Genomic DNA, 23,402 nt, shown 5'->3' with positions numbered 1-23,402 from the left:
TACAAAACTGTCACTTCGCTCCACAAGCGCGCAAGGCATCCACCAACTGATCTCTGGGCGTATCATCGATAATCTGGGCATCACCCAGCGCGCGCAGTAACACTAGACGCAATTTGCCATCCTTCACTTTTTTATCGACAGACATTGCACGCAAATAATCGTCCACATGCATATCGGCGGGGGATCGTTGCGGCAAATTCGCCTGGCTTAGCAGCGCTTTCAGTCTTTCTACATCGCGCTCCGGGATCCAGCCGCGCAAATGAGAGAGCTCGGCCGCCATAACCATGCCCGCCGCAACCGCCTCTCCGTGTAGCCAGTTGCCGTACCCCTGAACCGCTTCAATGGCGTGACCAAAGGTGTGCCCGAAATTAAGGATGGCACGGCGCCCCGACTCGCGCTCGTCTTCCGCAACCACCGCTGCTTTGTCCGTACAGCTCCGCTCGATCGCGTAGGCGAGCGCGTCCGGCTCACGCGCCAGTAGCGCGCCCATATTAACTTCGAGCCACTCAAAAAACGGGGCGTCACAGATCATGCCGTATTTGATGACCTCGGCAATTCCGGCGGAAAGCTCTCTATCCGGCAAGGTCATCAATGTATCGATATCGATCAGAACCAGTTGCGGCTGGTAGAAGGCGCCAACCATGTTTTTACCGAGCGGGTGGTTTACGCCGGTCTTGCCGCCCACCGATGAATCGACTTGAGACAGCAGTGTTGTCGGCACCTGCACAAAGTCGACACCACGCTGATAGCAGGCCGCGGCGAATCCACTCATATCGCCGACCACACCACCACCGAGCGCAACAATTGTGGTGCTGCGATCGTGCCGCTTTTCAAGAAGTGTATCGAAGACGCGATTGACCGTATCCAACGTTTTGAATGCTTCACCATCCGGGAGCTGAACGGTGTCGACTTTGGAAAAGCCTTTTAGCGCTGTGAGAACAGTTTCGAGATACAGGGGCGCAATGGTCTCGTTGGTAACAACGAGAACCTGTTTACCGCGAATAGCTTGCTCAAAATATTCCGGGGCCTTCAGCAGTCCGGATCCAATCAGAATCGGGTAACTACGATCACCCAGGTCGACTTGAAGGCTGTGCATGGCAACTCCCTTTAGCGCACTTTTAGCGGAATATACTTGAAAACGCGGCCACTCTAGCACAAGTGGTTGCATATGCTCATGCGGAGAACGGTTAAATAGCGATCGCCAAATCAGTGATCAACGAGCGTGGCGCCGGTCAGCCATCCACACCAGACAGCAACCGATCTGAAACCAGAATGGACGCCTGCTTGGGTGTGCAGTCGTTGGTATCACATACAAGGTCAGCCACTTCGCTATAGAGCGGCTCCCGCTGCAGAAGGATTTCACGCAGCTTGCCCTTGGGGTCTGCAACTTGAAGCAGAGGGCGGTTGTTGTTCTTTGACGTACGCTCTACGAGCTGATCGAGACTAGCCCGCAAATACACGACAAACCCGTGCGCCTTGAGCAGCGCGCGGTTTTCTGGCGCCAGCACGATACCACCGCCAGTGGCGATCACCTGGGGCTCACCGGTGCAGAGGTCTTTTAAAACCTCACTTTCTCGTCGGCGAAAACCAGCCTCCCCTTCCACATCAAAGATCCAGGGAATATCGGCACCAGTACGGTCTTCGAGAACTTTATCGGAATCGGCAAAAGGCAGCCCCAGTTGGGCTGCCAGTAACTTGCCTATAGTGGACTTGCCGGCCCCCATGGGGCCGACAAGAAAGATGGGCTGGGTAATCACTTGCTGAAGGACATGAACTCGTCTTGCATGATGCGCGGAGTGATGAAGATCAACAGCTCGCGCTTGTCTTCCTGCTTGGTAGTAGTTTTGAACAAGTGACCAAGGAACGGAATATCGCCAAGTACCGGCACCTTCACCTCACCCTCAATGGCCTGAGCTTCAAAGATACCGCCCAGCACGATGGTTTCACCGTTGGCCACCAGCACCTTGGTCTGCAGGGAGTTCACGTTAATCGCCGGAATCTGTGCCCCGGTAATCACGTTAGTGAACAACTCACCCACACTGTTCTGGTCAATATTGAGGTTCATGATGATGTTGTCATCCGGCGTAATCTGCGGGGTGACATTCAGCAACAGCACTGCTTCCTTAAAGGTTACCGAGGCAGCACCGGAGGAAGTGGCTTCGAGATAGGGAATTTCCACACCGGAGCGAATACTCGCTTCCTGCTTGTCACCGGTCACAACTTTGGGCTGGGAAACAATCTCTGCCTTACCCACGTCTTCCAGGGCGGACAGCTCAAGTCCCAGCAGGAAGTCTTCTTTCAGAATGGCGTAGGCTACGCTGCCCGCGGGATTGGCAATACCCAGGTCCACCAACATAGGATCATGCAGGGTTTGAGGCGCAGAGAGGTCCGGACCATTACCGTCGCCATCGGAGAGACCCGGAATAAGCGAGCCGGAACCAATACCAATGGAATCATCACTCATATTGTGATCTTCCAGGTAGCTCCAGCGTACCCCCAGGCTCTTCTCGAAGTCGGTATTCGCGGTGACGATGCGCGCTTCGATCATCACCTGACGAATGGGAATATCGATTGCACTGATCAGGTCGCGGAACTGGGCAATTTTATCTTCGGTATCGGTCAGAATGATGGTATTGGTGCGCTCATCCACAATGGCACTGCCGCGGGCAGAAAGAATACTGCGACCGTCCTGATCTTCGCGACCACCGGCAAAGTTGCCCTGCCCTAAGCCTCCACCCTGGCCACCACCCTGCTGCCCGGCAAATAGGGTAAACAGCTCGCGGGCATCGGCGTAGCGAATCTGGACATATTCGGTGCGCAACGGCGCCAGCTCTTCCAGCTGTTTGCGGGTTTCCAGCTCGCGGCGCTCACGCTCGGCGATTTCTGCCGCCGGCGCCACCATGATCACATTGCCTTCCTGGCGTTTGTCGAGGCCCTTGGCCTTCAGAATAAGCTCCAGCGCCTGGTCCCAGGGCACCCCGTCAAGGCGCAGGGTAATGCGCCCCTGCACGGTATCACTGGCGACCAGGTTCAGGTCGGTGAAGTCCGCGATCAACTGCAGTACAGAGCGCACTTCGATATCCTGGAAGTTCAGCGACAGCTTTTCGCCGGTGAACTGGAACTCTTTCTGCTTTTCACGCACCTGTGCCACAGTCAGCGGTTTTACACTCAAGACGTACTCGGTATCCGCCTGGTAGGCCAGGTAATCGTATTCGCCATCGTGGGGATCCACTGAAATAACCGTATTGCGGCCATCGTAGTCGACACTGATGGAATTCACCGGGGTGGCGAAGTCGGTAACGTCCAGACGCTGGCGAAGCTCCGGAGGCAGTTCAGCACCGAGGAAAGTGAGAACAATCTTGCCGCGGGTACGCTCCACATCGATATTCACCGCGGGATCGGTCAGGCTGACAATGACCTTGCCCTCACCGCTTTCACCGCGACGGAAATCGACATTACTGATGCCCACATTACCCGCAGGCTTGAACTGGGCATTACCGCCGATATTAGTGCTCGTGTGCACCGGCGCAGCAGCAACCGCCGCGGTGGTGGCTGCATCGGCACCAACTTCCAGCACTACCTGGTTACCAACGCGCTCGCTGGTGTACACCGGCAACTCGTCAAGATTCAGAATCAGGCGCGTACGGTCTTCACTGGAAACGATCACCGCGCTGCGGGCAGAACCGATATCCAGGGAATATTTTTTTTCGGGCAGAGCGCTTTCGACACCGGCAAAGTCCATGACGATGCGCGCTGGCTGCTCAATGGTGTAACCGGTGGGTTCCGGTGGAACGTCACTAAACGTCAGGCGCAGCTGCAAGCGGCTGCCGGGCAGTTCGGAGAACTGGATATCGTTTAATTGGCTTGCCAAGGACGGCGCCGCCAATGGCAGTAACAGCAGGCCCAATAGCGGTGCTTTCGCGCGCAGCACTACGTTGGCGACCCGCGCCAATACTCTGGCGAGTTGCTTGGTGATCATTTTTAGTTGTCCTTATCTTCCAAAGTCAGAGCCCGTGGCCGTTCGATCCAGCCACCGGTGCCATCCGGCACAATTTCCAGTACATCAAGCTGCGATGATGATGCGTTGACTACACGCCCGTGGTTTTTACCCATGTAGTTGCCAATGGTGATGCGATGGATCCCCCCGTCGCCATCATTCACCAACGCCCACAACTGACCGCCGCGGGATAAGGTGCCCACCATGGAAAGGGCATCAAATGGGAAACGTTCCAGCAACTCTTTCTGTCGATTCTGATCTGGAGCCACGTCAAGCTTGCGGCCTACCAGTCGCTGATCCGCGTCCAGTACCGGGCGAACAAACGGGCTGCGCATGGCGGCGGCACTGTATACGTATGGACTGTACGGAGTGAAGGTGGGAATCGGCTCAATCTGCCCCTTGGGCTTGTGTTTTACCGCTGCCATTTTCTGGCGCAGATCACTGTGGCTGCCGTCCAGGCTACAACCTGCCAGCGCCAGCAGCGCAGCACTCAGAGCGAAGTATTTTTTCATCCTTCTTCTCCCTGATCTTTGTAGCGGTAGGTTTTCGCGTTCACCACCATATTCAGTAGTGCTGCACCGTCTTTGCTTGTTTGAATTTCAAAGTCATGCAAGGTAACGATACGGGGCATACCGGCGATACCACTAATAAAGGCTCCGAATTCGTGATAACCACCCTGCACTTCGATGCGGATAGGCAGCTCGACATAAAACTCTCCGACCTGCTCGCCTTCCAGCGCGACCTTCTGAATTGTCAGGCCACTGCCGCGACCAAATTCATCGATATCTTCTAGCAGGCCTGGGACTTCGGTGTCTTTCGGCAGCTGTTTCAGCAGCGCACCAAAGGTCTCTTCCATTTCCGCCAGCTGCTCGCGATAGGCTTCCAGGTTGGCGGCCTCGAAAGATTTGCGCTCGAACTGAGTAAACAGTTCGCGCTCTTTTTTGGCGGCGAACTCCAGTTGTGTGTAGCGATCTTTGATCGCAAAGAAATAACCACCACCAACGAGCACGGCGGCAATTACGATCAGGAGCGCCACGCGTCCGGCAAGCGGCCAGACACCGACACGGGAAAAATCGATATCGTTGATATCCAGCTGATTGAGCTGTTTTAGAGTATCTTCAAGCGCCACGGTTACGCTCCACTATTGGCGCCATCAGCGCTGTCTTCTTCTTTTTTTCGGCCGCTGACGTTAACCGTCATCTCAAACGCACTGGCCTGCTCGCCGAACTCGGGCTTGGCGGTAACGCCAGTCAGGTTCGGAGACTGAAACCACTCAGACTGATCCAGGCTACGCATAAATGAGGAAACCCGGTTGTTGGATTCAGCCACCCCGGATATCTGCAGTGTTTTCCCGGAGCGCTTGAGATTGGTCAGCCACAAACCTTCCGGTGCCGCCCTTACCATGTCATCGAAGTAGCGCACCGCCAGTGGACGGTTGCCCTGCAGTTCCTGAATGACGCGCATGCGGTCAATCAGTTCCTGACGGCGCTTCTTCAGATCCTTGATCTCGCGCACCTGTTTGTTGAGTGCGGTGATCTCTGTATTCAGTATCTGGTTGCGCTCGTTCTGGTTGGCAATCTGCGAGTCGACCGTCTTCATCCACATAAATACAGAAAAGCCGGCCGCAATGACCACCAGCGCTGCGACCTGCTGAAACTCTTTCTGTTTTTGCGCCCGGTATTCCTGGCGCCAGGGTAATAGGTTAATTTTTGCCATGTCTTAGAACTCCCGCTCGCGCATGGCGAGGCCGGCGGCAATCATCAGCGACGGTGCCTCGCTGGCAAGCGCCTGGCGATTGACGCGGGATGCAACACTCATATCCCGGAAAGGGTTGGCCACCATGGTGGGCTTATTCAGCTTCTGGCCTACCAGTTCGGCAAGACCGTCCATCGCGGCAACACCGCCGCCGAGAAGGATGTAATCCACATCGCTGTAGGAGGTGGAGGAGTAAAAGAACTGCAGCGAGCGAGTCACCTGCTGCACCACCGCATCGCGGAAAGGTTCCAGCACTTCCGGGTAGTAGTCGTCGGGAAGACCGCTACCGCCCTGACGCTTGGCCAGCGTGGCCTCTTCGGAGGACAGGCCGTAGCGGCGCTGGATCTCATCGGTTAGCTGGCGACCGCCAAACAGCTGCTCACGGGTGTATACGGTACGCCCGTCGACCATCACCGACAGCGCACTCATGGTGGCGCCGATATCAATCACCGCAACCACCAACTGCTCCTGGGCTGGGAACTGATTGTCCATCAAGGTGTAGGCCCTCTCGATGGCATAGGCTTCTACATCCACCACGCCGGGCTGTAGATCGGCTTCACCGAGGGCAGAAACACGCTGCTCGACATTCTCACTGCGGCAGGCTGCCAGCAGCACCTCGACCTGCCCCTCACCCTTTTCGGAGGGCCCCTGGACCTCAAAGTCCAGATTCACCTCATCGAGTGGATAGGGAATGTACTGGTCCGCCTCCAGCGCTATCTGGGCTTCCAGAGCATCATCGGACAGGTCCGCAGGCATATCCAGGGTCTTGGTAATGACCGCAGAGCCCGAAACAGCCACTGCCGCCTGACGCAGGCGGGTCTTGGAGCGACGCACCACTTGGCGAATAGCTTCCGCGATCGCAGTCACGTCATTGATGTTTTTATCCACTACCGCATTCGGTGGCAGGGGCTCGGTTGCATAGCTTTCTACGCGGTATTTGTCGCCACTGCGACTCAGTTCGAGCAACTTTACCGAGGTAGAGCTAATATCGAGCCCAAGCATTGCTTTCGGACCCTTATTGAAGAAAGGGAGCATCCCCATTTTTCTTATCTTTTCCGTGGGTTATGGAAGTTTGATGGTATAGCACTTTAAATTACCGCCGCAACCGCCTTTTGCATAGGTAACAGCGCACATTCTTCGTATAATTGTCGAACAGTGCCGATAAATTGACCAAGACGTACACAGAAGCATTTCCATGACCGAAAAAGCCCGCAACCGACTGTTATCCCTGCTGTGGCTGATTCTGGCCGGGGCCGCCGCTGGCGCCATGGCATTTTCCAGCATTTATCTCTACCTGAAACCGGGCCTGCCCTCGGTCGAGAGCCTGCGCGATATCCGCCTGCAGACCCCCCTTCGCATCTACTCACGGGATATGAAGCTCATTGGCGAGTTTGGCGAAAAGCGCCGCAGCCCCATCACCATCGAGCAGACCCCGGATATGTTCATCAAGGCGATCCTGGCGGCAGAGGACGATGGCTTTTACTCCCACAGCGGCGTTTCCATCAAGGGCCTGATGCGGGCTGTCCGCCAGCTGGTGGCCAGCGGCTCCATCCAGTCCGGGGGCAGCACCCTGACCATGCAGGTGGCGCGCAATTTCTTCTTGAGCCGCGAACAGCGGTTTATCCGCAAGTTCAACGAGATTCTTCTGTCCTTGCAAATCGAGCAGGAACTCTCCAAGGACGAAATTCTCGCCCTCTACATCAACAAGATCTTCCTTGGCAACCGCGCTTATGGCTTCCAGGCGGCGGCACAGGTGTATTACGGGCAGGATATCAACAACCTCAACCTGGCCCAGTGGGCAATGATGGCCGGCCTGCCAAAGGCACCGTCCACTTACAACCCCATCGCCAACCCGTCGCGGGCGCTGGTGCGCCGCAACTGGATTCTCAAACGCATGCTCGATCTGGGGTACATCGACCAGGATGAGTACAAGAACTCCATCACTGCGCCCGTTACCGCCCGTTTCCACGGCCGCGACCTGGATCTGAGCGCACCCTATGTGGCTGAAATGGCGCGCAAGGAAGCCGTTGACCTGTTCGGCGATGCGGCCTACACCGATGGTTACCAGGTAATTACTACCGTCGACAGCCGCCTGCAGGATGCCGCTCGCAACGCCCTGCAGCACGGCCTGGAGACCTACGACGGCCGCCACGGGTATCGCGGCCCGGAGCAACGTCTCGATATTGAGCTGCTGGCCGACAATGACCAGCTGGTGGATCTTCTGAAGGAAATCCCGGTGCTCGGGGATTTAGAGCCTGCCGTCGTCACTGCGGTTGCTCCGCAGAGCCTCAGCGTGCAGCTCCGTGACCGTCGCGTCATCGAGATCCCATGGGAGCATGGCCTCAGCGACATCCGACCGTATATTTCCGAAAATGCCCGCGGCGCCCGCCTGACCTCTGCGGAAGAAATGTTTGCGCCGGGTGATGTAATCCGCCTGCGGCGCGTGGTCATTTCCGCCGAGGAGGTTGCCCGCGAGCAACAGGATGCACAGGCTGAAGCACGGGAATCCGCCGCCGAAGCACTGGCAGATACCGATATCACCGATGACCCCTTTGCAACCCCGGAAGGTCTGGAACGGGAAACTGAGGAAGACCTGCCCCAGGCCCGCGAAGAATGGCACCTGACCCAGATCCCGGCAGCCCAAGGTGCACTGGTTTCACTAGAGCCGGAAGATGGCGCCATCCGCGCCCTGGTAGGCGGATACGATTTCCGCCAGAGCCATTTTAACCGTGTGACCCAGGCGGCTCGCCAGCCGGGATCCAGCTTCAAGCCGTTCATATACTCGGCAGCACTGGAAAACGGCTATACCGCCGCCAGCATCATCAACGATGCGCCGATCATTTTTGAACAGGCCAACCTGGAAGACGTATGGCGCCCGGAAAACGACGGCGGCGACTTCCTTGGCCCGACCCGCCTGCGCAAGGCGCTGTATTTGTCTCGCAACATGGTATCCATTCGCCTCCTGCAGGCGCTGGGCCTCGACCGCGCGCTGACCTTTGCCGAGGGCTTTGGCTTCGAGCGCAGCAAACTCGCGCGCAACCTGTCCATTGCTCTCGGCAGCTCGGCGCTGACGCCGCTCGAAATGGTGCGCGGCTATGCGGCATTTGCCAATGGCGGCTACCGGGTAGAGCCCTACCTCGTGGACCAGGTTCTGGATGTACACGGCGATGCCGTGTATCAGGCTCTGCCGCTGACGGTTTGTCATGACTGCCCGGCAGAGGGGGAGTTAGCCGGCGAAGAGCGCGAGCCGGGAGCCGAACCCATTGACCTGCTCGCGGTGCAACAGGGTTCCGACCTGGAATCGGAAGAAAGTGAGCCACTTGAATTGCGCACCCTTCCGGTGGCACCACTGCACGCCGACGAGCAGGCCCGCCCGCGGGCACCCCGCGCCATGTCTGCGGAAACCGCGTACATCATGGATTCGATGCTGAAAGACGTCATCAAGCGCGGCACCGGTCGCAAGGCGCTGGTGATGAAGCGCGGTGATATCGCCGGCAAAACGGGTACGACCAACGGCCCCCGGGATGCTTGGTTCTCCGGTTACAGCCCTTACCTGGCAACCAGCACCTGGGTAGGATTTGACGACAACACGCCCATTGGCCGCAATGAATACGGTGGCTCGGCAGCACTGCCGATCTGGATCGACTTTATGTCGGCTGCACTCGACGGACTGCCAGAACGCCACCTGGCACAGCCGGACGACATCGTCACCATGCGCATCAACCCGCGCACTGGCCTGCGCACCTCCCGCGGTGGAATCTTTGAGATATTCCGCGCCGATCGGGTACCCGGGCGCGAGACCTATGGTAACTACCCATCGATCTATTCCAACGATGGCCCCGGCACGTCATCAAACAGCAGTAGTGAGCAAGACCAGGAAGCACTGCCGGAAGAGCTGTTCTGATCCTCGAAAGGACAACAAAGCAGACAGCAAGACACAAAAAAGCCGCTCAATGAGCGGCTTTTTTGTGTCTGTATTCTGCAACGTAAGTTAGCGACGACTGCGATACGCCAGGCAGGCCTCTTCCAGTTCGGACAGGTTCGGGATGACCGCTTCCTCACCGGAGAGCGCCACATGCATCAACTCGCCCATCGCACAGTCACCCTCGCGCCCCGCCAGTTCCGCCGGGGTAACCCGCACCAGTCTCGGCGTACCCTGAAGTACCACCGCGAAGAATGGCAGGTCGCCTTCGCTGTTACCGCTGCTCAGCACCGCGATTCGACAGTTACTCCGCAGCACCGGCATCGGATTGCCTCGCATCACTTCAAAAGAGATCAGCGGCAGGCGGAGTTCCCGCCAGTGCAGCTCACCCATATACCAGTCCGGCGCATCGAATGCGGACACCGGACTCTGCAGCGCGATGATCTCCGACAGGGTATCTACCGGCACCAGTAACTGACCATCAGCCAGCGGCAACAGCAGGCTGCTGAGCTCCTGGGGCATCTCTGTTGTGGACATGGCGCCTACATCGGTTCCGCTCATGCTCTGATCTCTCCACAGCCCTGTAGGGCTTCAATACATTCTCTGGTTGCTGCGCGGGGCATCAAGCATCCGCCTCTACTTCGGTAAAGTCGTGGATGGCGCTCAACAGCACTTCTTCCTGATAGGGCTTACCGAGGTAATGGTTTACGCCAAGCGACAGCGCGTGATCGCGGTGCTTCTTACCGGTACGGGAGGTGATCATAATGATGGGAATATCCCGCAGGCGACTGCTGGAGCGGATATTACGCGCTACCTCGAAGCCATCCATACGCGGCATTTCAATATCAAGCAGCATCACATCCGGAATCACATCCTGTAGCTGGATGATCGCGTCCTGACCGTCTTTGGCGGTGATCACCCGGAAGCCTTCCCGCTCGAGGAAGCGCGTGGTCACTTTACGCACGGTTACCGAGTCATCGACCACCATCACCAGCTTCTGGGTAACCGGCTCTTCGCGGCCACTGGCCTTGGGCAGATCTTCCAGCAACGGCGCTTCGGGGCGCGCCAACAGTGCAGAGTGCTTACGCAACAGCGCGTGGGCATCGAGAATCACTACCACGGTACCATCACCCGTCACCGTTGCACCGGAAACGCCCTGCACACTGGCAAACTGCGGGCCCAGGCTTTTCACCACGATCTCGCGGCTACCCATGATGGCGTCCACCTGCAGTGCCATGGCGGTATTTTCCGAACGCACCAGCAGTACCGGCATCTGCATATCTTCTACCGCCAGGCGCGGCTGCGCGCTGGACTGCAGCAGACTGCCGAAATAGTTCACCTGATAGGGCTCACCCGCGTATTCAAACCGGGCATCTGGCGTGCGGTAGTAGTGCTCAAGCTCAAACGGGCTCAAGCGCACGATACCCTCAATGGTATTCAGCGGCAGGGCAAACACATCGTCCCCCACCTTCACCATAAGCGCGCGGTTCACCGATACGGTGAACGGCAGGCGCACCACGAATTCAGTACCCTGGCCGAGCTGCGAACCAATGGTGACACTGCCACCAATCTGTTTGATCTCGGCTGACACTACGTCCATGCCGACACCGCGACCGGAAATCTGGGTGACCTTGTCAGCGGTGCTGAAACCCGCCTGCAGAATAAACTGCATAATCTCGTTGTTGGACAGCTCCGCGTCGGGACGCATCAGGCCGCTTTCGATCGCTTTCTCACGCACACGCATCAAATTGATACCGGCACCGTCGTCGCTGATGGTAATCACCACCTCACTGCCCTCACGGGCCAGTGCGACTGAAATGCGGCCGCGCTCGGCCTTGCCGGATTCGCGTCGCTTCGCCGGGGACTCGATACCGTGGTCCACCGCGTTGCGCAGCATATGCTCCAGCGGTGCAACCATACGCTCGAGCATGGAGCGGTCCAGTTCACCCTCAACGTTGGAGAACACCAGGTCCACCTGCTTGCTGAGCTCCGCACTGACCTGACGCACGATGCGGCGCAGGCGCGGTACCAGACGGGAGAAGGGCACCATGCGGCTGCGCATCAGGCCTTCCTGCAGCTCGGTATTTACCCGCGACTGCTGCAGCAATAGGGTTTCGGTATCCCGCGCTTTATGTCCAAGGGTCTGTTTCAGCTCCAGCAAGTCGGACGTGGATTCCAGCAGTGACCTGGACAGCTGCTGAATGGACGAGTAGCGGTCCATTTCCAGTGGGTCGAAATCACCGTCCTGCTCCGCCAGCTGTTCCTGGCGAAACAAAATCTGGGCTTCGGTTTCCTTATCGAGGCGGCGCAGCTGTTCATTCAATCGCGACAGGGTGGAGTCCATCTCGTCCAGGGCGAGACCGAATTCACCCACCTGCTCTTCCAGTCGGCCCCGCGAAATTGAGGTCTCACCAGCGAGGTTTACCAGCTCCTCGAGCAGTTCAGAGGCAACCCGCACCATTTCCTGGGGCTGGTTACGCGGCTGACCACCATCGCGGTCGCCGACACCTTTTGACTTGCGCACAAATGGCAGCACATTGCTGGCAGCGGCCGGCACCTGGGGCTGCAGGGCGGTGCCCTTTTCGATGACCTCGACTTCGGGAGTCGGCACTGGCGGCACAGCGGAGCTGTTATCATCGCTGGACGTTTCGGCAGCATCCGCTGCAGACGTATCGGTGGGGTCGATAACTGGCGTCTGCTCAGCAGCAACCGGCAGAACCTCTTCAGACTCCATGCCGTAATCCACCGGACTCGCATCTTCGGCAACCTGCTCATCGGCCCAGCGGGTCTCCAGCAGCGCGCAGAAAGATTCAAGCTCCTCACCGCCCATCCAGGCACGCACGGTTTCCACACCCGCCGCCAGGCGGTCGTAGATGCTATGGGCATCAGCAAAGAATTCGGCCGATGGCGAGCTGCCGCTCTGCATGTTTTCGATTACGGTTTCGAAGCGGTGGGCTACTTCACCAAGTCCCATCAGGGCAGCCATACGTGCACCACCTTTGAAGGTATGCAGCACCCGCTTCAGGGCTTCTGGCGGCTCTCTATCGTCCGGGGACTGTTCCCAGTTCTGGATCAACTCTTCGAGTTCATCCATGAGGTCGCCGGCTTCCTCCAGGAAGACTTCGACCACGTCTGGGTCGATATCCGCCAGCAATCCACGCTGGGCATCGGTAATACCCCCGCTGGAATCGGCGGCAGCCGCGGCTGCTGTCTCAACGTCGGTGCCCGACGACGGCACGACCGTTTCCACCGGCTCGGCTTTCTCTGCCCCCAAGTGTTCTGCGCTTGCGACAGCGTCTTCCAGCCAACGGGTATCAGCGAGCTCCTCAGAGAACCCTTCAGGCTCGAGTTCGGCTGGCGCCTCTTCCACAGTGATTTGGATTTCGGTGTCGCTTGCAGAATCGATAGAGTGCTCGCCAAGAGACTCTTCTGCCGGCAACTCTGCCGACAACTCGGATTCGAGCCATTCAACAGTAAGTTCGGGCTCTGAGGCTTCCACGTCAGGCGTCGCACCATCAACTTGGTCGTCGCCCGCACTTGCGGCAGTTTCTTCTGCGACAAGGTCATCGAAGCTGAAGGCTTCTTCATCATGGTCAGACGAAGCTTCATCCGCTTTTACATCGACGGCACTGGTGTAACCATCGCCAAAGCTGAATTCACTGCTATCGATACCGTACTCGGAAAGATCGATCTCTTCTTCGGCTTCGCCGTCATCCCCTTGTGCCAGGTAGCGCAGGGCTTCGCCAACGGCTTCGCTCACCGGCGGCAGATCGGTGGAAGCGGCTACCGCATCGACCAGATCCAGCAATTCGTTGTGCCCCTGCTCCAGCGCCGCCCACAGCGCCGGCTCTTCCTCCAGATGTCCATCGATAACCTGGCGGTAAACCGCCAGTAGCAATTGGGCCAGCTCCTGCAACGTCGGCAACTGTGCCTGACCTGCAGCCTGCTGCAGCACATCCAGTTCCTCTGCCACCGGCAACAGGATGGACTTGTCACCCGGGTGCAGACGCCAATGGTTTAGCATCTGGTCGGCGTCGAGCAGAACCTTCATGCCGTCGGCCATGATCACCGCCAGCAGTTGCGGATCGACAGCCTTGGGTTCGTTCGCTTCACGCTCGCGGATCAAATGACCTACAGCGCGCTCCTGTAGTTCGGCGACTCGCGCCAGGAACTGCTCGCTGCGTTCAACACGCAGTGGCTCACCGTTGTAAATCTGTTGCAGTACCGCCTTCACATAGCGGCGCGCATCGCTGATCAGTTCGAAAATATCGCTGTCGATGGGAACCTGATAGGTGCGCAACTCTTTGGCGAAGCGCTCCAGGGGCGCCATAAGCTCAGCCACCTGGGTGACTTCCGCCATATGCGCGGAGCCTTTAAGGGTATGCAGCGCACGGTGCAGCGGGTCGGAGGGCACACCGTACAGTGGCGCGGCGCGCTCCATCTCGCTAAGGAATTCAGCCACGGTCGCGAGGTGGGTTTCTGCTTCCTGGGCAAAAATTTCCCACAGCTGTGCGTTGTCATCCACCTCGGCCAGGTTTTCGACTGGCTCTACGTGCGGTTCAGACTCCGCCGCAACCTGCGCGTCGCCACTGGCAGCCTGTAACAGTGCTTCCGGGACTTCACCGTGTGAAAGCTGTTTGGCCCAGCTCTCCAGCTGTGCAGTGCGTGCGGGGTCAGGATCGCCGGTGCGGGTGCGGAAGCCATCGACCATAGAAGGTAACTTGGCCACTACCTGCTCGATCAGCAAAACATGGCCACGGCCCGGCGCCACAGTCTCGTCGAGCACCCGGTTCAGCATATTCTCGACGGCCCAGGCCAGTTCGCCCACTTCCAGGGCCTCGACCATGCGGCCGGATCCTTTCAGGGTGTGGAAGCCCCGGCGGAATTCCACCAGTGCGTCGCGGTTTTCGAAGTTTGCCGCCCACAGGGGGAAGTAATGCTCGATGGTCTCCAGTACTTCACCGGCTTCCTCAAGGAAAATCTCAACGATTTCGTCATCGATGATGCTGGTATCGTCGTCTTCCAGAACCGGCGCAGGCTGTTCGGGCTGTGCGCGCTCGGACTCCACTTCGGCATCGGTCGCAGGCTCCGCAGCAGAGGACACGTCCGCTTCACTGTCGCCGGCGAACCAGCTCTCTTCGATCAGGGACGGCTCTTCTGTAGATTCCACTTGTGGCTCTGTGGCCGGCTCTTCGATCACCGCACTGGACAGGCCGGCCAGAGGGTCTTCAGTGAGCGGGGCAGACTCTTCTGCAGCGGGCTCAGCGCTGACTTCATCCAGATCGAGGGTGAAATCAAAACTGTCGAGGGCATTCTGCTCTTCAGCATCTTCGGAAACAGTCACATCAGCGACCGGTTGTTCCTGCGGCACATCTGCAAAGGGCTGAGTCTCTACCTCTGTGACTACGTCATCGCTGTCAGCGACTGCATAGCCCAGGGTGGCCACACTGTCTTCCGCCAGCGCCAGCAGCATATCCGCATCTTCAATACCATCGGCGCGGCGCTCGAGGTAGTACTCGACACTGGTCACGGCGTCCGCGAGGGTATCCAGCAGTTTCCAGTCCGGCTGGTCGCCTGCATTGATCAGACGCTCTTCGATGTAGCTCTTACAGGCACCGACAATTTCTGCAGCGCGGCGGTATCCCACCATATCCAGTCCACCGCAGACTTCCTGCAGGCGCTTGGGCACCTGGGACAGCTGGCCCGCATCCCAGTGGCTGGCAATATATTCGACCACCGCCTCTTTGACGGTCTCCAGGCCAATACGCGCTTCGCGCAGCACCTGTTCAGTGGCCTCGCCCATCAATGGCGATTCACTGTCGATGCGCTTGTCGCGCTCGGCCGCAGCTGCCAGACCCGAATCCAGCTGTACCAGCTCCGATGCCGCCTGCATTAACAGGTCGTCGGGGGCCTGGCTGCGCGACGCGTCGCGCAGGTATTCGTATATGCTGCGCGCACGAGTGCGCTGGTTTTCCAACCCCAGGACACCGAGCGTATCGGCAAGGCGCTTGGCAACCACCGCGGTATCGGCGAGCGGTGGGCGCTCGCTGTTGGCAATGCTAGGGTCCAGGGCCTCGCGCACACTGGCCAGCTCTTCGCGCAGGGCGGCAACGGCAGTGCCCATGGCTTCGGGGCCCATGGCCAGCGCATCTTCGGTATCCGGGCGTGGAGTGCCGGGGACAGCGCGATCGAGGGCAAATTTCTGATACAGAGCCTGTGTGCGCGGGCCATTTGGGCCGCACAGATAGACGTAAAACAACAGGTTGCGGGTCAGATCCCGATCCGGGCGCAAGTCCAGGACGCGTGCGCCCTGCCCCTGCAACAGGCGGAATTCCACGTCGATTCGACGCAGTAACTGGCGCAATGCCGGCAGTACGTTAACCCGGTGATCGGCGATGCCCTCAAGCAGGCCCTGCAGGATTTCCCACAGATGCTGGCGCTGGCTGCCACTATAAAGCAGCAGCATTTTTTCGCTGACTTTGTTCAGGTAGGCAAGGCTTTCGCCACTATTTACATCACGGATCAGGGAAGCGGCAGCCACGTGGTACATCTTGCGTAGCTTGACCACCAGCTCCTGCAGCTTGTCTGCGTTAGAAAGCAGTGGCTGGCGTGCACCAGCAGCCTGATCCAGCGCGCTAAGGTCCGGCGCAAACAGGGCACCCTCGGTGATCAGGCGCTCGCGACGCACTGCCCGCAGGTCATTCAATAAGGGAAGTAGCAGCACCGCATTGTCGCGGCGCTGGAAGGCAATTTTCTCAAGGTACAGCGGCAATTCCAGCAGTGCACGCATGAGAAATTCACGGGTTTCATCGCTGTTTTCGACTTCACCGCTGGCCAGGGCATGCACCAGCTGCTCCATTTCCTCGGCGAGCATCGCAGCACCGGTCAGCTCTGCCATATGCAGACTGCCGTGTACCTGGTGAATTAGATCGAGACAACTTTTCAGCAGGCCGGAGGAGTCGCCCGCCCCACTAACAGAAGAAGAGTCCGAGGAAGAAGAGTCCGCAGAAGCGGAGTCCGAGGCAAAAGTCTCCAATTGCTGGCGCGCTTGCGCCAACGTTTCGTTGATTTCGCCGATCAGCCAATCCAGGGCTACAAAATTGGGATTGTCGCGACTCACGCCAAGTCCTCGGTAATTCAGGTTGCTCGCTGACAGGCGGCCGTCAACCGCCGACGCCACTCATCTGCTGCTCTACACCGCGGGGCCGCGAGCCCCGCTGGTGTCCGCTTAATTGTCGTTTTCGGTTGCGGAGATTCAGGCCATGGCCCGCTCATCACGCTCTTCGGAGGAGAGCGCTGCGAGACCATCTTCTTCGGCAGATACACCGTCAATGGAATCGTCGTCGAGCATCGGGAACTCTTCAGACAGCTCGGCCAGATCGCCATCGTAGAGATCGCTCTCGCCATCCACTTCTTCGTCGCTCGGCAGCTTGAAGCCGGCAACGGAATCGCGCAGGGCGGAGGCAGTCTGGGCCAGGTTACCAATGGACTGTGCGGTAGCCTGAGTACCGGCAGAAGTCTGTGAGGTAATTTCCTGAATGACGTTCATCGTGTTGGAAATGTGACCCGCGGACGAGGCCTGCTGGCGAGCCGCGTTGGAGATGTTCTGAATCAAGGATGCGAGGTTGGTCGATACCGTTTCGATCTCTTCCAGCGCAACACCCGCGTCCTGCGCCAGGCGTGCACCGCGCACCACCTCGGTAGTGGTGGATTCCATCGATACTACCGCTTCGTTGGTGTCCGACTGAATCGCTTTTACCAGGCCTTCAATCTGCTTGGTCGCGGCAGCGGAACGTTCTGCGAGGCGCTGTACCTCGTCCGCAACCACCGCGAAGCCTCGGCCTGCGTCACCAGCCATAGAGGCCTGGATCGCGGCGTTAAGTGCCAGAATGTTGGTCTGGTCAGCAATGTCGTTAATCAGGCTTACGATGTCACCAATCTCCTGGGAAGATTCACCCAGTCGCTTGATTCGCTTGGAGGTGTCCTGAATCTGTTCACGGATCGTGTCCATGCCCTTGATGGTGTTCTGTACCACCTTGGCGCCATTGCTCGCGATCTGTACCGAGCGTTCCGCTACCTGGGCAGATTCGGCGGCGTTGGCAGATACCTGGTCAATGGTCACGGCCATTTCGTTCACGGCCGCGGATGCACCAGCAATTTCCTGGGCCTGGTGTTCAGAGGCCTCGGCCAGGTGCAGTGCGGTCTGCTGGGTTTCCTGGGACAGGGAGGATACTTCCTGTGCCGCACCGTTGATTCGAGATACCAGTACCCGCAGCTGGTCGATGGTGTAGTTGATGGAGTCCGCGATCGCACCGGTGAAGGCCTCGGTTACCGTCGCAGTGGTGGTCAAGTCACCGTCTGCGAGGTCGGCCAGTTCGTCCAGCAGCTGCATAATCGCCTGCTGGTTACGCTCGTTGGTCTCGGTCTCTTCTTTCAGGGTTCGGCGAGTACCGGAGAATGCGGTAATCATCATGCCGAAAATCAACAGTACGAACACACCCGCAATAATCGCGATGGTCTGGTTGTTCGGCTGGCGCTCGCCGGACAGGCTCACAATGCGGTCGTTCAGGGTGGACAGCGCTTCCAGCAGCTGCGGCGATGAGGTCGCGATACCATCGGCTGCCTGACGGGTGGCAAACAGCGCTGGGGTGGCTTCGAAGATCTCGCGTACAGAGGAGCTCACGAATTCGAACAGCTCGGTAATCTCTTCCAGAGACTCGCGGGCTTCGGTGTCGGTTACGCGGGAGATACCCATCACCACGTCACCGCCTTTCATGCCCTCTACCACCTTACCGAACAGGCTGGCGTCGGTATTGAACTGGTCAGCGGAAGACTCCGCGTCGTCGCCACCCTGGAGCATCTTGTCGATATTTCGACCGATACGCTCGGCGCGCCATACCTGCAGCTGGGCCTGCTCTACCTGGTTGGCCGGGGCGTTGTTGGCCAGCAGGATTTCCACGATGTTGTTGTGCTCTGCCTGCAGTTCCGGCAGTGAGTCGTTCAGGGTACTCGCCACATCGTTCAGGAAGATGATCGAGTCCTTGTTACCAAGAATGGTATCGGCCTGCTCGCGCAGCGTACGCCAGATCTGGCCATAGCTGGCCAGCTCTTCGTTCAGGGCACTTTTACTGCCGCTGTCCATGGCCTGCAGTTCGCTCCAGGTCGCTGCCATTTGGTTAATGGTGCGCTCCAGGTCGGCAAATGCCTGCTCATCGCCGGCGGTCGCCGCCGGTGCGTAGGACACAACCTGATAAGACAGAGCGCGCAGTTCTGCCACGTCTTCGAGATACTCCTGATCCCGGTCGGCGTGGGTCTGCACCAAATAGATGCTGACAATCAGCCCCGCCAGTGTGGCGAGTACCAGCAAACCCATAAACAGCGCGGCAGGGTTACTGCGCAACGCGGAAAATGAACTCTGGGAGCCTGTTTTCATAATTTACTCCTGGCGGACCTGCATATACCTCAGGCCAATTCTTGTTATTACCACTAGTCTGAAGCCTTTTGGCTTCTCATCCCGTACTACCCAACCAAGTGGGCATCCCCAATACAACCGGCTACTGCCGACAACGGTTTGCTGCAGCCGTGAATATTCGCAACTGCAAAGGTTTAACGCACAGCGGGCGCTTCACCTCAGTCGCCACCCCGTTGGTGGTGGCGTGCCCGAATCAACGGACACCAGAAAACAGAAAGCCGCGGCTCAGTGAGCCGCGGCGTCTGCAAACTGAAAATCATTCAAAAGCGCGTGGAGATCGAACACCAGCCAGCGATCCTGCTGCAACTGGAACTGGCCGTTCACCATGGGCGCAAACGGCTCCACCAGATCGGAAGGCGGAAGCTTTCCGTACTCCAGCGCGAGGTGTTGCATCCCGTGAAGCTCGTCGACGACCAGGCCGGCGTAGATCTTGTCATGCTCCAGTACCAGCACGCGGCGGCGCTGGCGTGGACTGGTCAGGTGACCACCAAAAAAGGCGGCCATATCAAATAGCGGCAGCAGGCGGCCACGCACATTGGCCACACCGCGCACCCAGGGCTGGGCCCCGGGAATAAACGTGTACTGCGGGACCTCCAGCAGTTCCACCACATCTTCCATGGCGGCGACGAAGCGGTGTCCCAGCAGAGAAAATCCAATGCCCGTCCAATAAGGTTTGACTTCCTGGCGGGCAGGCAGCCCCTGCGCCTGCGCTTTAGCGCGATTGGCAATATCAACCAGCGCGAGATAAGGGGTTAGTGTTGACTGCACGGAGATTCAACGTCGGCCTCAGGCCAACACCTCCTCGATAGTACCCAGCAACTTGCCCTCGTCCACCGGCTTGGTCAGGTAGGCGCGCGCACCCTGGCGCATGCCCCAGACGCGGTCGGTGTCCTGGTCTTTGGTGGTCACGATCACAACGGGAATGCCGCTGGTCTGATCACCCTTGCTGAGCTGACGGGTAGCCTGGAAACCATTCAGGCCCGGCATCACGATATCCATCAAGATCACGTCGGGACGCTGTTCGCGCGCCACATCCACACCGTTTTCACCATTGGTGGCAGTAAGCACGGCGTGACCATTCTTTTCCAGAATAGTGGTCAGCTTGTGAGTTTCGGTTGGCGAGTCATCGACGATAAGCACTCTGGCCATCTTTTCCCCCGAGATAATGTTTCCATCCTGGCCTTCGGTCACAGCCAGGCGGCTTGTTGTTGGTACCGGCCGCACCACCATTCGAGGTATACGGCCACACGCTTTGTTATTTGGTGCTGACTTTCGTGAAATTCGCGCACTTCAGTGGACACATACCGGGTGAGCGCCAGCAAGACGCCATAGTCTACGCGATTTATGCCAAATGTTTCACGCTTTCAGCGAGAACCTTTCCTCAAGCAGCGTGGTGCGGCTTGGCATGAGCAGAAATTGCGCCCAGCAATTCACTTTTGCTGAACGGCTTGGTGAGATACTGATCGCAACCCACGACTCGACCTTTGGCCTTGTCGAACAGGCCATCCTTACTGGACAGCATCACTACCGGTGTACTGCGGAATTCGCTGTTGTTCTTGATCAATGCACAGGTCTGATAACCATCGAGACGCGGCATCATGATGTCGACAAAAATAATATCCGGACGCGAATCGGCAATTTTCGCCAACGCATCGAAACCGTCAGTGGCGGTAACCACCGCACAACCCGCTTTCTGCAACAGCGTTTCCGCGGTGCGGCGAATGGTTTTACTGTCGTCAATCACCATTACGGTGAGACTTTCCCAGTTGAGCTCCATAGTGTGTTCCCAAATCCCCTTTTACTTATTTTCGAGCGCCGTTGGATATTGTTGTGTAACCGCGGCAGCGCCCTTATGTGCAACCTCATTACGGGGTCTGATCGTCGCCACTGCTAACTATGAAGAGGCCACCGGCCAGCAGACGCAGATCAGGAGGAAACTTTTATCACAGATACCAGAGTGAATCTAGCGACGACCGGGGCCGCGGTCGAGGGATGATCATATTGTGAGCAATGCCGCATTTCTGGCGCATCTGCGACCAGAAATGCGGCTTGCACACAAGGCCCGCTACTCTTACCTTACCCGGATTGACGGTCGCGCCCCGGCCACGAATGCCGCCGCCCCGGCGAACCGCCGTCACCCCGCCCATTATTCAGAAATACGGATACCGGTATGAGCCACACGCTCGGCGTGGTCATGGACCCAATCGCCAACATCTCTTACAAGAAAGACACCACCCTGGCGCTACTGCTGGCGGCCCAGCGCGCGGGCTTTGAGCTGCACTATTTTCTGCAGTCGGACCTGTATCTCGACGGCGGCACCCCCATGGGCAACGGCTCACAGCTGGAAGTGTTTGAAGATCCGCAGAACTGGTTTTCCCTTGGCGAGCGCAAGCCCATGCACCTGGGCGATCTCGATGTGCTGCTAATGCGTGTGGACCCGCCTTTCGACAACGAGTACATCTACTCCACCTATATCCTGGAGGCAGCCGAGCGCACCGGCACCCTGGTTGCCAACAAGCCCCAGTCCCTGCGCGACTGCAATGAGAAAATTTTCGCCACCCATTTTGACGGTTGCTGCCCGCCGCTGATTGTCAGCCGCGATATGGCGCAACTGCGCGCTTTCCACGGTGAACACAAAGACGTGATCTTCAAGCCCCTGGACGGCATGGGCGGCACCGGGATCTTTCACGTCAAACCCGATGGCAGCAACATCGGCGCCATCCTGGAAACCCTCACCGACAATGGCAAACGCCAAATCATGGGCCAGCGCTACATTCCCGAAATCAAGGATGGCGACAAGCGCATCCTGATGGTGGATGGCGAGCCGGTACCCTACTGCCTGGCACGCATCCCCCAAGCTGGGGAAACCCGCGGCAACCTCGCCGCCGGCGGCCGCGGTGAAGCGCGCCCACTGTCTGAGCGCGACCTGTGGATCGCCAAACAGGTGGGCCCGACGCTGAAAGAAAAAGGCCTGCTGTTCGTCGGCCTGGACGTGATCGGCGACTACCTCACCGAAGTAAACGTCACCAGCCCCACCTGCGTGCGTGAAATCGACACCGCCTTCGGCACCGACATCGGCGGACTATTGATGCGCGCGATCACAGACCGCCTGGCGCAAAAAGGGTAAACTGTTCCGCTCCTGCCGGAGCCACAAGCAAACGGAGCCTACTCCGTTGCGGGCACCGGCAGTTTCACGGCAGAAGTATCGGCAAGAAGTAAAAGCAATAACCACAATGACCGCAGCAGCCAGTCAATCCCGTGCAGAGTCCAGCGCTCAGGCCCAGCCCCTGAACACCGCATCGTCCGCCTCCCAGGGGGACCGCTTTACCTTTGCCCTGTTCCTGGCCTGCGCCCTGCACGCACTTCTGATATTCGGTGTGGCATTTACCGCACCCGAAGCCAAGGAAGCGCCGCCCACCCTGGAAGTGACCCTGGCACAGCACCGCTCCCTGGACGCCCCCGAAGATGCCGATTACCTGGCCCAGCACAACCAGCACGCCAGCGGCACTGCGGAAACGCCGAAAGAACTCTCCACCGACCGCCACGCAGAGATAGCCGACACCAACATCCGGCAGGTCAATCCACTGCCCCAGCAACAGGCTGCACGCCCTGCAGACCAATTGCGCCAGCTAATCACCACCATCGGCGACAGCCCGCAGCAGGCCCCGGAGCTGCCGGCCGAAGACAAGCGCTCGGAAGAGAAACGCGGTGACGCCCCCTCTGACCTGCCGCCTACCAACCCGGAGATCGCCAGCCTGCAGGCGCGACTCGACAAGATCCGCCAGACCATCGCGCAGCGTCCGCGGGTACGCCGCCTCACCTCTGTTGCCACCAAGGCCTCCTCGGACGCAGCCTACCTGCACGACTGGCGTCAGAAAGTGGAGGCCATCGGCAACGACAACTTCCCCGAAGAGGCCCTGGCCCGCCAGATCACCGGCGACCTGCGCATGATGGTGCGACTGCTGCCCACCGGTGCGGTGGAAGAAGTGGTGATTCTCGAATCCTCCGGCGAGCGCGTTCTCGACGACGCCGCCCAGCAGATTGTGCGCCTGGCCTCGCCCTTCGCCCCCTTCCCCGCGGAAATCCGCAAAGAGGCCGATCGACTGGAGATCATTCGCACCTGGCGCTTTGAAATGACCGGCTTTTCCACCGCCGCGAGCAAATCACCAAGCCGCGGCTGAGCGCGTATCGGGGCAGGAGCCACTAGACTTAACGTTCGCTTCTCTATATCCGCGCCCGTGCCCGCGCCAAACCAT

The 23,402-nt window shown here is 58.6% G+C and carries 16 protein-coding genes; 3 read left to right on the top strand and 13 right to left on the bottom strand.

Translation table 11 applies throughout. The annotated features are described in order from the left end of the window. Positions 1-10 precede the first annotated feature (10 nt). The 7 genes from aroB to LC059_RS14820 form a co-directional block, all read right to left on the bottom strand. Positions 11-1,096 (bottom strand): 3-dehydroquinate synthase, encoded by a 1,086-nt coding sequence (gene aroB / locus LC059_RS14850; RefSeq protein ID WP_226704650.1) that lies wholly within the window; start codon positions 1,094-1,096, stop codon positions 11-13. Between the two features lie 136 nt (positions 1,097-1,232). Next, positions 1,233-1,754 carry a shikimate kinase gene (locus tag LC059_RS14845; RefSeq protein ID WP_226704804.1) on the bottom strand — a complete coding sequence of 174 codons (522 nt, stop codon included), beginning with the start codon at positions 1,752-1,754 and terminating at the stop codon, positions 1,233-1,235. After that, positions 1,754-3,979, bottom strand: coding sequence for a type IV pilus secretin PilQ (gene pilQ, locus LC059_RS14840; RefSeq protein WP_226704649.1), 2,226 nt, complete (start codon positions 3,977-3,979; stop codon positions 1,754-1,756). Before pilQ ends, LC059_RS14845 begins: the two co-directional genes overlap by 1 nt. A 2-nt stretch (positions 3,980-3,981) precedes the next feature. Next, positions 3,982-4,509: a pilus assembly protein PilP gene (locus LC059_RS14835; RefSeq protein ID WP_226704648.1), complete on the bottom strand. Its 528-nt coding sequence runs from the start codon at positions 4,507-4,509 to the stop codon at positions 3,982-3,984. Next, positions 4,506-5,126, bottom strand: a complete 621-nt coding sequence (locus LC059_RS14830; RefSeq protein WP_226704647.1) for a type 4a pilus biogenesis protein PilO — start codon at positions 5,124-5,126, stop codon at positions 4,506-4,508. Before LC059_RS14830 ends, LC059_RS14835 begins: the two co-directional genes overlap by 4 nt. Before the next feature lie 2 nt (positions 5,127-5,128). After that, positions 5,129-5,713: a PilN domain-containing protein gene (locus LC059_RS14825; protein WP_226704646.1), complete on the bottom strand. Its 585-nt coding sequence runs from the start codon at positions 5,711-5,713 to the stop codon at positions 5,129-5,131. 3 nt (positions 5,714-5,716) lie between these two features. Further along, positions 5,717-6,793: a pilus assembly protein PilM gene (locus tag LC059_RS14820; protein ID WP_226704645.1), complete on the bottom strand. Its 1,077-nt coding sequence runs from the start codon at positions 6,791-6,793 to the stop codon at positions 5,717-5,719. Positions 6,794-6,947: 154 nt separating this feature from the next. Between LC059_RS14820 and LC059_RS14815 the strand changes: the two genes are divergently transcribed. Continuing rightward, positions 6,948-9,656, top strand: a complete 2,709-nt coding sequence (locus tag LC059_RS14815) for a penicillin-binding protein 1A (protein ID WP_226704644.1) — start codon at positions 6,948-6,950, stop codon at positions 9,654-9,656. Between the two features lie 87 nt (positions 9,657-9,743). Here the strand turns inward: LC059_RS14815 and LC059_RS14810 are convergent, their stop codons facing one another. From LC059_RS14810 to pilG, 6 genes are all read right to left on the bottom strand, one after another. After that, the gene (locus tag LC059_RS14810) at positions 9,744-10,235 is read right to left on the bottom strand and encodes a chemotaxis protein CheW (RefSeq protein ID WP_226704643.1); all 492 of its coding nucleotides are present in this window, start codon (positions 10,233-10,235) and stop codon (positions 9,744-9,746) included. A gap of 61 nt (positions 10,236-10,296) precedes the next feature. After that, complete coding sequence (locus LC059_RS14805) at positions 10,297-16,854, bottom strand: Hpt domain-containing protein (protein WP_226704642.1); 6,558 nt, start codon at positions 16,852-16,854, stop codon at positions 10,297-10,299. Positions 16,855-16,929: 75 nt separating this feature from the next. Beyond that, positions 16,930-19,107 (bottom strand): methyl-accepting chemotaxis protein, encoded by a 2,178-nt coding sequence (locus LC059_RS14800; RefSeq protein WP_226704641.1) that lies wholly within the window; start codon positions 19,105-19,107, stop codon positions 16,930-16,932. 264 nt (positions 19,108-19,371) lie between these two features. After that, positions 19,372-19,914 (bottom strand): chemotaxis protein CheW, encoded by a 543-nt coding sequence (locus LC059_RS14795; protein WP_226704640.1) that lies wholly within the window; start codon positions 19,912-19,914, stop codon positions 19,372-19,374. 18 nt (positions 19,915-19,932) lie between these two features. Further along, positions 19,933-20,295, bottom strand: a complete 363-nt coding sequence (pilH, locus tag LC059_RS14790; protein WP_226704639.1) for a twitching motility response regulator PilH — start codon at positions 20,293-20,295, stop codon at positions 19,933-19,935. Positions 20,296-20,527: 232 nt separating this feature from the next. Then, positions 20,528-20,923, bottom strand: coding sequence for a twitching motility response regulator PilG (gene pilG, locus LC059_RS14785; protein ID WP_010132439.1), 396 nt, complete (start codon positions 20,921-20,923; stop codon positions 20,528-20,530). Between the two features lie 393 nt (positions 20,924-21,316). Here pilG and gshB point away from each other — a divergent pair, with 393 nt between their 5' ends. Together gshB and LC059_RS14775 are read left to right on the top strand one after the other, a co-directional pair. Beyond that, positions 21,317-22,273 (top strand): glutathione synthase, encoded by a 957-nt coding sequence (gene gshB / locus LC059_RS14780; RefSeq protein WP_226704638.1) that lies wholly within the window; start codon positions 21,317-21,319, stop codon positions 22,271-22,273. A gap of 106 nt (positions 22,274-22,379) precedes the next feature. Beyond that, positions 22,380-23,327 carry an energy transducer TonB gene (locus LC059_RS14775; protein ID WP_226704637.1) on the top strand — a complete coding sequence of 316 codons (948 nt, stop codon included), beginning with the start codon at positions 22,380-22,382 and terminating at the stop codon, positions 23,325-23,327. Positions 23,328-23,402 lie beyond the last annotated feature (75 nt).

Source organism: Microbulbifer elongatus (assembly GCF_020524885.1).
GTDB classification, from domain to species: Bacteria; Pseudomonadota; Gammaproteobacteria; order Pseudomonadales; family Cellvibrionaceae; genus Microbulbifer; species Microbulbifer elongatus_A.
This window is presented reverse-complemented; position numbering and strand designations above follow the sequence as displayed.